Source organism: Luteibacter sp. HAY1-4A (assembly GCF_056755355.1).
Genome location: NZ_JBNDHZ010000044.1, coordinates 1 through 13,824, shown reverse-complemented (window position 1 = coordinate 13,824; position 13,824 = coordinate 1). Strand labels below are relative to the sequence as shown.

At 63.2% G+C, this 13,824-nt stretch carries 8 protein-coding genes; 4 read left to right on the top strand and 4 right to left on the bottom strand.

The annotated features are described in order from the left end of the window. Positions 1 to 2: 2 nt before the first annotated feature. The gene (locus ACPYOD_RS14655; protein WP_481302452.1) at positions 3 to 590 is read right to left on the bottom strand and encodes a hypothetical protein; all 588 of its coding nucleotides are present in this window, start codon (positions 588 to 590) and stop codon (positions 3 to 5) included. A 584-nt stretch (positions 591 to 1,174) separates the two neighbouring features. Next, positions 1,175 to 5,644, bottom strand: coding sequence for an RHS repeat-associated core domain-containing protein (locus tag ACPYOD_RS14650; RefSeq protein WP_481302451.1), 4,470 nt, complete (start codon positions 5,642 to 5,644; stop codon positions 1,175 to 1,177). 240 nt (positions 5,645 to 5,884) lie between these two features. Between ACPYOD_RS14650 and ACPYOD_RS14645 the strand changes: the two genes are divergently transcribed. Next, entirely contained in the window at positions 5,885 to 6,454 is a 570-nt protein-coding gene (locus ACPYOD_RS14645) for a DUF4142 domain-containing protein (RefSeq protein WP_481302450.1), read from the top strand. Positions 6,455 to 6,514: 60 nt separating this feature from the next. Here ACPYOD_RS14645 and ACPYOD_RS14640 read toward each other — a convergent pair whose 3' ends face one another. Continuing rightward, the gene (locus ACPYOD_RS14640; protein ID WP_481302449.1) at positions 6,515 to 7,309 is read right to left on the bottom strand and encodes a thymidylate synthase; all 795 of its coding nucleotides are present in this window, start codon (positions 7,307 to 7,309) and stop codon (positions 6,515 to 6,517) included. Positions 7,310 to 7,322: 13 nt separating this feature from the next. Then, complete coding sequence (gene lgt / locus ACPYOD_RS14635; protein ID WP_481302448.1) at positions 7,323 to 8,150, bottom strand: prolipoprotein diacylglyceryl transferase; 828 nt, start codon at positions 8,148 to 8,150, stop codon at positions 7,323 to 7,325. Between the two features lie 149 nt (positions 8,151 to 8,299). On the opposite strand from lgt, the gene ACPYOD_RS14630 reads away from it, so the two are divergent. The 3 genes from ACPYOD_RS14630 to ACPYOD_RS14620 form a co-directional block, all read left to right on the top strand. Further along, on the top strand, positions 8,300 to 10,276 hold the full coding sequence (locus ACPYOD_RS14630) for an alpha/beta hydrolase family protein (RefSeq protein ID WP_481302447.1): 1,977 nt from the start codon (positions 8,300 to 8,302) through the stop codon (positions 10,274 to 10,276). Between the two features lie 136 nt (positions 10,277 to 10,412). Further along, positions 10,413 to 13,334 (top strand): TonB-dependent receptor plug domain-containing protein, encoded by a 2,922-nt coding sequence (locus ACPYOD_RS14625; protein ID WP_481302446.1) that lies wholly within the window; start codon positions 10,413 to 10,415, stop codon positions 13,332 to 13,334. Between the two features lie 221 nt (positions 13,335 to 13,555). Next, the coding region (locus tag ACPYOD_RS14620; protein ID WP_481302445.1) for a carboxypeptidase-like regulatory domain-containing protein at positions 13,556 to 13,824 on the top strand (269 nt) is incomplete at its 3' end.

Sequence of the window (13,824 nt, the reverse complement as noted above, 5' to 3'; positions counted from 1 at the left end):
CTTCAAAGCGATAAGTCGTCAAGAGTGACAACTGCATTCCAACCCGCGGGCACGAGAGCTTCCCCATTCATGACCATAGAGCGGCATCCCACAAATTCGATGGACGAGAGACGACCTGACTCGCACCAAGCTCTCGCCTCGATCGACTCGTTCAGTTCGAGGTGTGTCAACTCCACGACGCCAATGACGAACCTTGTTTGCTTCTGAAGCACAGGCAGCGGCAGATACGGATTTCGCTCGGTCCCGCGCATCTTAAAGGTCACTTTGGATCCATCGGAAGATCGATCTATCCTAGAGATCGCCGCAACTTGCTGGTCCCAAACATCTTTTTCAACTCGCGGAAGCCGCATGGCAATGCTGGTCAAGACTTCGCGCTCCAGCAGCGTCAGACGTGCCCTGTCATCCAAACGCCTGAAGTGTGCAAGAGATAACGGTACGCCGACCAACATGGATATGACGTACAGGTCCACAATGTAATCGCCAGTCCACGGCATACCCAAAGACATTGCAGAAAAATGGACGGCAAACGCGAGTGCGGTGGACGCAACACTGACGACCAGTACCGCGTTGATTGCGCGACGCGTACTCATACTCAAATCTAGCTCCGATGTACGGCGATGACCGAGCAACAACTGCAGGGATACATGAATTGCGTGAAAAGTAGCTATTTACCGAACTTTTCGGCGATCAACCGCGCAAAAATCGCACATGCTATCGCACTGACGAGCACAAGAAGGCTTCCCAAGTTTTTCTGAAGAAAACCTTGAAAAAAAACAAAGGGTACAAGGACCAATGTGTAGATCCATATCTTCCTCATCAGTGACATCCGCAGCTGTCGACGCCGAAACCATCCGTCACTGCGTTACCCGCCACCTTCACCCCTTGCAGTCCAGCCTGGGGGATTAGGACATCAGCAATTTTTGTCTTATGGGAGGAGATGCGTCCCTGAATCTCGAAATTAAACGTCCGCGCATTGGTAGTCACTTCATGTATTTCACGCAAATCGGAAACGTTATCGGCAGTAGCAGTACCGGAAGGTATATTTCAAACCATATTTTTCTCGCCGTTTCGTAATCTGTGGTAAGAAGAACAATATGAAAGACAACAAACGTTATGCCAAAGGACATGCCATACGCGCCAACTAACAGCTTGCAAAGACGAGTTGCGAACTTCATTACTTGGAGCATCCGCATGAACTCCAATTCACTTCATCGACGGCACTACTGCCTGCTGTGGTTCCCGCTCCAAATTCGAGACCATGCTGCCTTCCACCAGACAGTGATGACCGGGCACCCGCGTGCCGTGGACGAGCCAACGTTCGACCATTTCCTCCGAGTTGAATGAAGGAAAAGCCGTAACCTCGGCCAATAGCCATGCCAGCGCTGAAGACTGAGAACCAACCTTCCAAGACATTCGGGTCGATGTCCTCAAGCCTGTCATTTAGGACAATTGATCCGGTGGTAGTAGAGACGGGCGGCATGATCTTGAGACTAAGCCCCATGGAAGGGCCGCGAGCATCCACCGATACGCTCGCTTTCCTACCGCCGACACACTCCGACTCAAGTAGGAAGCGATAATATGCTCCTCCGAAAGGAGCTGTGAATCCGGCGGCCTCTACGGTTCCGCTCCACTGGACGAGACCTAGCGGGTCTACATACTTCATCGGCGACAGACCCGCGTAAACATACGGGTTAATCCCCCCAGCCAACCCAATCGGATCGACCTGGATATACCGCCCCGCATCCGCGTCGTAATCGCGCTGGTAGTTGTAGTACAGCCCCGTCACCGCGTCATAACGCTGCCCCGGAAAACGCAGGTCGAACACGAAGCGCACACCATCGCCATCGGGATCTTCATCCGGCGCTGCCGTACCGAACGGATCGTCGCTCGGGCGCCAGCGCCACACTGTTACGTTACGTGTCGGATCAACGACGGCGCGCGGGCTGCCCAGGTGATCGGGCTGAACGTGATAAAGCTTCGTGCCCTCGATAAGGCCGACGAGGTAGTCGCCCATCCACACGGCCTGCCGCACGATGCGCCCGGCGCTGTCGTAATCTGCCAACCAGTGGCCTTGCTCGTCGTAGAGCCACAAGCTCGCCGCCTTACCCGCCTCGGTGCGCATGACGCGCTGTCCAGCGGCGTCGTATCCGTAGCTGACGAGTGTGCGCCCCTGTTCACTCGCCGATGCCAGCCGTCCTGACGCATCGTAGGCCAGCGTGGCATCGCCGATGCCGATCGTATTGCCGGCGGCGTCGTAGCGGCGGTTCTTGCCATCGGCCGAATTCAGGCGATGGCTGCGGAGATCGTACAGGTAAGTGTGGCGAACGCCACCGGCTGTCATCGCCGTGCGGTCGCCGGTGTTGTCGTAATCGAAACGGCGCAGTTCCTCACCCGAACTGAACGACTTCACCGAGGTCAGGAAGCCAAGACCATCGTGATCGAACCGGAAAGCAGCAGCCCGCGACACCTGCGAGGCGACTTCCCCGCCCGGCGTGTAACCCACCGTGTAAAGCGCATCGTCCAGACCGCCCCATGACACGATACGGCCGCTCTTGTCGCGGTTGGCGTACAACTCCTTGCCGTCGCCGTAACGCCAGCTTTCGATCAGGTCGAACGGACGATATGCCACGCTGGTGATGAGCGCGTTCTCCGCTGCCCCGGCCGGGGTGACCGAAACGCCCGTGACGGAGCCGTCCTTGTCATATTGATAGGCAGTGCGCGCACCGCCGGCGATGGCGACTGCCTCGATGCGCCCGGCCTTGGAGTGGCGATAGGACACATCGACCGTCGTCGATGCCCAGCGCTGGACCTTGCGCGTGACATGGCCTGGGGCGTCGTAGCAGTACGCCGTGCGGCTATCGCCCTGGCTTATGGCCGATAGTCGTCCCAATGCATGGCGCTGGCCTGCCGGACAGGCCGGGTCGGCGGTGTCGTAGGTGTACGTGGCCTGGATGCCACCGTCGTACTGCACGAGGGTGGGCCGACCGAGCGCATCGCGGGTGACTTGGAAGCTACCCACGCCGCCCGCACCCTCGTGGCGGACGACGAGGCCCGCCGCGTCGTGCTCGTCGAGCGAGGTGCCCGCGTCAGGGCTGTCGACATTGCCCAGGTCACCCAGGCCCGTGGTCAGGTACCGCGTGCTCAGTCCCTTGGGATCTTCAATGGCTGCGAGCTGGTCGAGGGGGTCATACGCGGCCTTGCTGACGGCACCGACACCGCCGACATCGCGAATGGCCTCACGCAACCGGCCCAACGCGTCGTAACTGGACGAATCGCGCCGACCGTCGGCGTCGGTCATACCGGTGGGGCGCCCAAGCTCGTCGTAGGTATAGCGGGTGACGGCGCCTTCTCGCGCCTCCGTCTCCACGCGGCCAAGCGCGTCGAACGTCCGTGTGAGCTGAAGCTTCAGTGCGAAACTGTCATAGCCCTCTTCCTTGACGCGCTGGCCCGCGGCATCCAGCTGAAAGCGGAGGCGGTGGTTCGACGGGTTGGCCACCTGGACCAAGCGGCCCGCCTTGTCGTACTCGAAGCTCAGGGTGATGCCATCGGCGTCGGTCACGGAGGCGATGTCGCCGCGCGGGTTGTACGTCAGTGCGGTGATAGCGATAACGCCATCGGGACGGGTTTCCTTCGCCTCGGTCAGCCATCCGCGCGGGGTGTAGCTATAGGTGAAGCTGCTACCCTGCTCATCCTTGTGGGAACGGATGCGGCCGGCGGCATCGTAGGTGAGGATTTCCGTGGTGTGGCCGAGTGCGTTTTCGATCTTCCACAGGTCGCCCTTGCGGTAGTCGCAGGGACCTGACGCACAGTTAGCCGCTTCCGCGGGACGGTAGGTATACCGCGCGAGCGTGGCAAGTTTGTCGCTGTCGCTGCGTGGTCCCTCCTGGTGCAGCAACCGGCCGTCGGCGTCGTAAGCCATGCGCCATGCACGCGACAGGGTCAATGGCGCACCCGGAACGGCCGGATCGATCGCGCCCAATACCTCGTTGCCGAGAAGATTGCCCGCCGCATCGTAGCTGTAGCGTTCTTCGCGGCCCGGCCACGTCACGCGCGCCGGCCGACGCAGCGTCGGATGCCACTCGGTGGCTATATGTCGCGCGTCCGGAGTACCCACCGCCTCGGTGCGTTCGAGTTCGCTGCCGTCCTCATCGTGCACGTACTCGGTGGCACGTCCGTCGAAATCGACCCGACGCGACACCATGCCATTGTCGTCATAGGTGATCGAGGCATTGGCCGCGCCACAGCCTGCGCCGCCCGGCTGGTCGACACCGACGAGGCGCCGCACGCCGCGTACCTCGGCGTAGCGATAACGATGCACCGCCTTCATCGGGCCCGATACCGCAACGGTGCCGTCGGCTTCCCGGGCCAGCGACACCGCGCCGACGCCGCCGATATGTTCACTACCGACGGCACGGCCGTCGGTGTCGTAGGTAAAGGTGGCGAAGCGTTCGCCAGTTTCGTCATAGATAGCGGTGAGCGCGTGCGAGCCGGCTCCCCCGCCATGGCCTTGCTCGTTGTAGCGATAGTCGTGGAACGAGTTGTCCGCGTAGGTTGCGCGAACAAGGTCGGCGCTCCTGCCGGCATCCGATGCTTCGGAATAGCTATACGTCACCGCCACGCCATTCCCATCGGCGACTGTCGATGTTCGGCGGGCATCGTCATACGTGAAGGCAAGCTTTCGGCCCTGCAGGTCGGAGGCTTCGATCAACCCGCCGCCGTCGTCATAGCGCAGGTTCACCTGGCGACTGGTTCCGGCGTCCACGGCGACAAGACGGCCGTTCGCGTCGTAGGCTTCCGTCTCACCACTGTTGGTGCGATACAACCATCCGTCGCCATCGCGAGACAGGTGGCCGCGGGGATCGGCGACGCTGCGGAAGCCGCCATCCTTTTCGACAAAGTCGAGGCGTTCGCCTGTATGGCGCTGCAATCGGATCGTCGTGATCGCCTGGCCTGTGACCGGTGCGAGCGAACGGTCATACGTGCCGCGCCAACGGCTGCCAAGGCGAGCGGTCGCGGGCAAGGTTTGCTTTTTCTCGTCGCCGACGATGCCGCTGTTGTAGTAGCGGGACCAGCGCAACGGTGAGCCACCCGTGGCGACTATGTCTTCCACTTCCTGGTACTTGTTGTTTAGGCCGACGTTGATGGGGTTGCCGGCATTGGGGCGGGTTTCGCAGTCGCCCGGGCCTAGATCGGACTGGTTTTCCGTTTCGGTTTCAGGGCTGGGGCCAAGGCAAAATGCCGTTCCATAAATCGGCGGTGCAACCCGCCTATTCTCATAGGGGCCACGTGTCACACCGTGCTCTACGATGTATAGCGAAGGAGAGGTCGCGCAGGTGAAATAGTGGTAGCCCCAGGCGGTGAAGTTGTATCTATTCCCGTCAGAATGCGTTCCACGATAATGCGCAAGGTAAAGCGAATTAAAATATGAGGTCTTTTGAAACTCGCAGTCGGAATGACCGAAACGAGCACAGTCCCGCTCAATTACTGTCAAGGCGGCTTCGCGCAAGTCGGTAAAGTACTGAACCGGATAACCAGCGACGGCGACCTCATACTCGAAGTATGGGTCGGTATTGAACGCCCACACCCGACCTATAGAAAAAGAAAAGGCGACCGCACATAGCGCACCCTTCGTTATGCTTCGCATGCAGCCACCATTGGTATGAACTGGGGCGCGAGTCTATGTACGGGAAGTCCTACTGTCTGCCGTCCCATCGTAAGTTGACGAACTTTTCAGAAAAGTTCTACTCGCACGGGACGATATATAGACGGCACCTACTGACACCATTAGTCAGATCTTTTTGATCCCCGCTGCACGCCCCATTCATCCCCAAGGTGCGAAATCTCCGGCACCACGCGCACAGCGCGGCTAACTCGGAGTGACACCATGAATCGCATGCATCGCCGTTTCCTCGTCGCCGCCCTCGCGGCTGCCGTCCTTTCGCCGGCGGCCGCCTTCGCCCAGGACACCGCCGCTGCGGGATCGTCGAAGGTAGCGGCCTCCGCCGACACCGAGTTCGTTCGGAAGGCCAGCGCCTCGGGCATGGCGGAGGTGGCCCTCGGTCAGCTGGGCGCGTCGCAGGGCAACTCGGCCGCCACGAAGTCGTTTGGCGAGCAGATGGTCAAGGACCACACCGCCGCCAACGACGAGCTGAAGAGCATCGCCAGCGGCAAGAACCTCACTGTTTCGCCGGCGCCCATGGCCGCCGACAAGGAAGCCGCGGACGCCATGGCCAAGAAGTCCGGGGACGCTTTCGATAAGGCATTCGCAAAGAAGATGGTGGCCGATCACCAGAAGGCGGTCGCGCTCTTCACCAAGGAATCGACGAACGGCAAGGACCCGGAACTGAAGGCCTTCGCGACGAAGACCCTGCCGACGCTGAAGGAACACCTGGAGATGGCGAAGAAGCTTCCGGGCGGTTCCGGCTCGAGCGCAATGGCCGGCGATAGCCACTGATCGACGCTTACAACCTGTGTCGCACCGTCACGCGGTGTGGCACAGGTCGCTTGCGCAAAGTCACACCGCGACCGGCGCCTTGATGGCCGGGTGCGGATCGTAGTCCGCGATGGCCACGTCTTCAAAGCGGAAAGCGAAGATGTCGCGCACTTCGGGGTTCAAGACCAGCTTCGGCAGCGGACGCGGTTCACGCCCCAGTTGCTTTTTCGCCTGCTCCACATGATTGGAATACAGGTGCGCATCGCCCAGCGTGTGCACGAAATCGCCCGGTTCCAGCCCGGTGACCTGCGCCACCATATGCGTGAGCAGCGCATAGCTGGCGATGTTGAACGGGATGCCGAGGAAGATGTCGCCCGAACGCTGGTACAGCTGGCACGACAGCCTGCCGTTCGCCACGTAGAACTGGAACATCGTGTGGCAGGGCATCAATGCCATCTTCGGCAGCTCGCCCACGTTCCACGCCGAGACGATCAGGCGGCGGGAATCCGGATTCCTCTTGATTTCGTCCACCACCCAGGCGATCTGGTCGACCACGCGGCCGTCGGCCGTGGGCCACGCGCGCCACTGACGGCCATAGACGGGCCCGAGGTCGCCATTGGCATCCGCCCATTCGTCCCAGATGCTGACGCCATGCTCCTTCAGGTACGCGATGTTCGTATCGCCCTGCAGGAACCAGATCAGCTCGTGCACGATCGACTTGAGATGCAGTTTCTTGGTCGTGACGAGGGGAAATCCCTTCGACAGGTCGTAACGCATCTGCCAGCCGAACACGCTGCGCGTGCCGGTGCCGGTACGGTCCGATTTCTCGGCGCCGTGGTCGAGGACGTGACGGAGGAGTTCGAGATAGGGCTGCATGCGACGAACGATATCAGGTGGCGGCCGCCGCGACCGGCGCGGCGGGGGCATAAGGAGCGCGGCGCGACATCGCGAGCAACAGGATGCCGACGGCGATCAGCGGAAGGGACAGTATCTGGCCCATCGTGACCCAGCCGAAGGCGAGGTAACCGAGCTGCGGATCGGGCACGCGCACGAATTCGATGGTGAAACGGAACAGGCCGTAGAGCAGCCCGAACAGGCCGGACACCGCGTAACGGGGACGCGGCTTCATCGAGAATAGCCAGAGCACCGCGAACAACACCACGCCTTCGAGGGCGAACTCGTAAAGCGGATTCGGATGCCGCGGCAGCGCGTCGGGTGCGTGCGGAAAGATCATGCCGATGGGCAGGTCGGTGGGCTTGCCCCACAGCTCGCCGTTGATGAAATTGCCCAGGCGGCCGAGGCCCAGGCCCAGCGGCACGAGCGGCGCCACGAAGTCCACGGTGTCGAAGAACTTCATGCCGTTGCGCCGCGACCACCACAGGCCCGCCACCAGCACGCCAAGCAGACCGCCGTGGAAGGACATGCCGCCGTCCCATACGCGGAAGATCGCCAGCGGGTCGGTCCAGATCCAGTCGATGGCCGTGTAGAACAACATGTAGCCCACGCGCCCGCCGAGGACCACGCCCATCATCGCGTAGAACATGAGGTCGCCGAAGCGGTCGGCGCTGACCGGCAACCGCCCCTGGCGGCGGCGGTATTCGCCCAGCGCCCAGCCGCCGAGGAATCCGCCCAGGTACATCAGGCCGTACCAGTGGACCTGGACCGGGCCGAGGGAAAACGCGACAGGGTCGATATCGACGACGAACGGAGTGGCCATGCAGGTGCCTGGATCGAAAGCAGGCGCCAAGTGTAACGCCGGGCTTGCCGCAGGTCGCCTTGTGGCGGACACCCGGATCGGCTATATCGGCGTTCAGGAACCGTCCGGGGGGACGGCGATACGGATCCGTCGATCCAAAGGGGAAATCCATGCGTTACCGCTTCGTGCGGCCCATGCTGGCCGCGCTGTGCCTTGCCTCGACCGCGGCCGCGGCTACCGACCTCATTCCAGTGGGCGATTTCGCCCGGCGCATGCCGCTCACCGGCCCGCGCCTGTCGCCCGACGGCCAGTACGTGTCGATGGCCTACCACGACCCGGACGGCAAGACGCACGGCCTGGCGATCTACCGTGTAGGCGACATGAGCAAGCCCGTGACCCTTATCAAGATGCCGCCGTACGAAATGCCCGCGCACATGGCCTGGGCAAGCTCGACCCGACTGGTGGTCGCCCGTGGCAAGGTCGACGGTTCGATCGGCCAGGCGCGGTACACCGGCGAGCTGATGGCCATCGACGTGGACGGCAAGAACCCCGACTACCTCTACGGGTTCGAAGGGTATGGCAAGCGTGCCGCCACCCGGGCGGTCGACCGCGGCTGGGGCACCATCGAGGGTAGGCCGCCGCAGAGCAACGGCCATTTCTACATGCGCGCCATCGACTGGAACGCCCAGGACAAGAGCACGCTGTACGACGTGGACGCGAAGACCAGCGCGCGCAGGCTGATGGCCGACATCGGCCTCGGCGACATGAGCTTCATGATCGACCCGCAGGGTAACGCGCGCTTCGCCTTCGGCACCGACGACAATTTCAAGTGGGTGGTGTTTCACCGCGACGGCAATGGCTGGACGAAGCTTCCCGACGACACGGCGAAGCAATCATTCCTGCCCATCGCCAAGGTGCCGGGCAGCGAACGCATCTACGCTCGCTTCAGCCCCGAGGGCAAAGGTGGCGAATTCGTCGAACAGGACGAGAACGGCGGCAACCTCAAGGTGATAGCCAAGGACGACTTCAGTGAAGTGACGTCCACGGGCCTGTGGACGCCCGCACCCCTGCGGCCCTTCGGCACGGTCTCCACGACGGGCGTTCCGAAGGCCACGTACATCGATCCGCAGGCCGCGATCTCGAAGCTGCATATGGCGCTTTCGCAGAAATTCCCCGGCAACTTCGTCAGCTTCGTCGACTTCAGTGAAGACGGCGGCCAGTTGATGTTCAAGGTGGCCAGCGACCGCGAGCCCGGCCGCTACATGCTGATCGACACCAAGACCTACAAGGTCACCAAGCTATTCGACGCCGTGCCCTGGATCGATCCCGCGCAGATGGCCGAACGCCGTCCGCTCCGCTTCAAGGCCAGCGACGGCACGGAGCTGGAGGCCATCCTCACCTTCCCCAAGGGCAAGCCGGAGTCGGGGCTGCCGATGGTGCTCCTGCCGCATGGCGGTCCGCACGGTGCCTCCGATGATTGGTTCTTCGAGGAAGACTCGCAGTTCCTCGCCAACCGCGGTTACCTGGTGTTGCAGGTGAACTACCGAGGCTCAGGCGGCCGCGGCGATACCTTCGAACAGGCGGGCTACCTCAAGTGGGGCACGCGCATCCAGGAAGACCTGATCGACGGCGTGAAGTGGGCCATTGCCGAGCATTATGCCGACCCGAACCGGGTATGCGTGTTCGGCGCCAGCTTCGGCGGCTATTCCGCGTTGATGAGCACCATCCGCGCGCCCGGCATGTTCAAGTGCGCGGTGGGCTACGACGGCATCTACGACCTCGACATGATGTACAACAAGGGCGACATCAAGGATCGCAAGAGCGGCCGCAGCTACCTGACCACCGTGATCGGCAAGGACGCGGCCGACCTTGCCGCGAACTCGCCCGCCCGCCTTGCCGACAAGATCGGTGTACCCGTGTTCCTCGTGCACGGCGAGGACGACCAGCGCGCGCCGTTCGCCCAGTTCAAGGCCATGAAGGCGGCGCTGGATGCCGCGCACAAGCCCTACGAAGTACTGACCAAGCCGGACGAACGGCACGGCTTCGTGAAGCCGGAGAACGTGGAAGAGTTCTATAACCGGCTGCAGGCGTTCCTCGACAAGAACATCGGCGACGGGAAGGCATCGACAACCGCCGCCGCGCCGTGAACCTGTAGGAGCCGCCATGGCGGCTCCTACAACGGGTGGCCGCCAGCCGCCGGTTGCGCGGCCGGGATGCAGGCGTTATGGTCGCGTGATCGTCGCGCCCGGGTGGGGTATGGCGGGGCTTGGGAGGTTTCGGGGTATGCACGTCAGTTCGGGGCAGAGACGCCACGTCGCGCGGCGACGCGTGGCGCTGGCAACCGCGCTCGTGGTCGCCCTGTCCGGCACCGCTGCGCATGCGCAGCAGACGGCGCCTTCCGCCGAGATGCTCGCTCCGGTAAACGTCACCGTGACCGGTTCCCGCATTCGCGGCACGGACGTGGAAACGGCGCAGCCGGTATTCACCATGGATCGCCAGGCGATCCGCGCCACCGGGCTTACCGATCTGGGCGACATCGTCGCCCGCATGCCCTCGGCCGCCACGCCCGAGGTGACGCCGCAGGACACCCTCTCTTCCAGCAACGACGCAGGCGGGCGCTACGTGAACCTGCGGAACCTGGGTGCCGTGCGCACCCTGGTGCTCGTGAACGGCCGTCGCTGGACGACCAGCCTGGGCGGCCTCACCGATCTCTCGACCATTCCCGTGTCCATCGTGGAACGCATCGAGGTGCTGAAAGACGGCGCCTCGTCCATCTACGGATCGGACGCGATCGGCGGCGTGGTGAACATCGTCACCACCGATCGCTTCGAAGGCGCGTCCGCCGACGTGCTGTACGGGTTGAATGGCCGGGGCGACGGCGCGCAGAAGAACGGGACGTTCACCTGGGGCCGAAGCAGCGAGAAGGCATCGGTCATCCTCGGCGCCGGCTACGAGGACGGCGACGCATTGCACGACAGCGAGCGGTCTTCGACCCGATACGCCTACGGTCCACGGCACCCTGACGCCGGGTTCGGCATGGGGCCGTACGGCGGGGTGATCGATCCGCGCGCGCCGGGCACCGCGGGAGCCGGCGGCTTCGCGCCGGACGGAAGCTGGATCGCCAACCGTTACGTCGTGAACCACCCCGGTGGCGTCGTGGGCGATACGGCGAACCTCGCGAATTACCATCCGTACGACGTCGACAGCAACGACGACAAGTACGCGACCTCGCGCGACATGAGCTTCCGCGCGGGAACGAAGCTGCGCAACCTGTTCGGGACGGGACGCTACAACCTCACCGACGACATCGCCCTGCGCGGCATGGCCACCTACGCCGTGCGCGACACCCGCAGCCAGGCGGCGGGATACCCGCTGGAGGGCGGCTCCGGCCGAACGGACGGGCTCTTCATCGATCCGGACAACGCATACAACCCCTTCCCCGGCTACGCCACGCCCTTCTTCCGCCGCACCACGGAGATGCCACGCATCACCTGGGCGAAGAGCAAGGTGCTGCATGCCGACGCGGGCGCCGAGGGAACCTTCCCCTGGGCGGGCCATACCTGGGCCTGGGACGTCACCTATGCCTATTCCGAGACCCGCGCCAGCCGGACCGCCAGCGGCAACATCGACCTGGTAGCCGCAAGGAAGGCGCTTGGTCCCACCGCGGTGGTCGACGGTCAGACCGTCTGCGCGAATGCGGCGGATCGCGCCGCCGGCTGCGTACCCTGGAACATCCTGGCCGGCCCGGGCGGTACGCCCGACGCCGTGTGGTCGTACGTGGGATCCACCACCACGGCGCGGCAGACCACGCGCACGAACGACATCATCGCCAATCTCACTGGCGGGCTGCTCGACCTGCCGGCGGGTGTCCTCCGTGTCGCCGGCGGTATAGAACACCGCCGCGAGCACGGGCGGTACGAGCCGGACCCGGCGGATTCCGCGGGCCTGACCACGCAGTTGGCCAGCGATCCGACCGATGGGGGATACATCGCGAACGAAGCCTACCTCGAGTTCGACGTGCCCTTGCTTGCCGACCTGCCGCTCGCCCGCGAACTGGCAGTGAACGCTTCCACCCGTTACTCCCACTACACGGCGTTCGGCGGCCGCACGAACGGCAAGTACAGCATCCGCTGGAAGCCATTCGACGACCTGCTGCTGCGCGCGACGTACGCCGAAGGTTTCCGCGCGCCCACGGTCGCGGATCTGTACGCAGGATCGAGCGAGAGCTTCGAGAGCTTCCTCGACCCGTGCGACAGCGTCTACGGTGCGGCGGCCAGCGATGCCGGCGTGCGCTCGCGCTGCGCCGCCGCCGGCGTGCCCGCGAATTATCGGCAGGTAGACCAGTCCGGCGCGCAGATCGGTTCGGCCACCGGCGGACAGAATCCGTCGGCGTTCCGCACCGGCGCGAATCCGGCGCTCAAGCCGGAAACATCCATCACGCGCACCGCGGGGCTCGTGTACAGCCCTTACTTCGTGGACGGGCTGGACCTCACGCTCGACTATTACAAGGTCGACATCGCCGACATCATCACGCCGATTCTGGCCGGCGATATCCTCAATTTCTGCTACGTGCGCAACGATCCCACGTGGTGCGGGCGCTTCGTGCGCGGTGCGGATGGCCGCGTTACCGCACTGGACGAAAGCCTCGCCAACCTCGGCTCGTTGCGTACCGAGGGATACGACCTGGGCCTGCACTACCGCTTCCCCGAAACGCGCTACGGCGAATTCACCGTGCTTTCGGACAGCACCTATCTCAAGGACTACACGCAGATCAGTTCGCCGGGCGCGGCTCCGCGACATCTCGCCGGTTACATGAACGGCGTGCAGGGGCTTTACCGGATTCGTTCCAATCTCGCGCTCGACTGGTCCTGGCGCCGCTTCGGTGCGACGTGGACCACACGTTATTTCTCGGGACTCAAGGACTCCTGCTGGTCCAGCGACACCGAATGCAATCGCCCAGACGAACTGAATGCGCTGACCGGCGTGACCGGCGTCAGCCGCAAGGGCGGCGTCGCCTTCCACGACCTGCAGGTGCGTTGGCAGGCACCGTGGAACGGAAGCTTCCGTTTCGGCGTGAACAACGTGTTCGGCCGCAAGGGGCCGCTGTACTACAACGTATCCAGCGCAGGTGGCGGCAGCCCGCCCTACAACCCCGCGTTCGATATCGACCGCTATTACTACATCGGGTACCAGCAGCGCTTCTGAGTAATTTCGGAAAGTCCATGATTTTTCTGGAATTTCTTGCGTAGTCGGAACCTTCGCGGTACTGTCGAATCACGTCGCGTTCATGCGTAGGGTCTTTGCGACGTTGGGTGTCCCCACACCCTGACCCGACATCCCCATAACGAGCGCCGACCGGCGCTACCAAGAAGCTGTGCAGCTCTGTTGTGAAACAGGGTCAGGGAGAGTTTTGCCTTATGACAAGCATGTTGAAGCGAACCGCGTTCGCCTCGGCCTTAGCCGCCACCTTTTTCGCCGCCACCGCCCACGCGCAGAGCACCCTCGGCGACATCTACGGCAGCGCCGAAGTGAGCCAGACCATCGAGATCGACAACCTCGGCACCGGCGCCAAGCGCATGGTCCCGGTGGGAGAAGACGGCCGCTACCGCGCCACGTCGCTTCCCATCGGCAGCTATCGCGTGAACGTCCAGCAGGATGGCCGCACTGTCGCCAGCCGCGAAATCAGCGTGGTGGC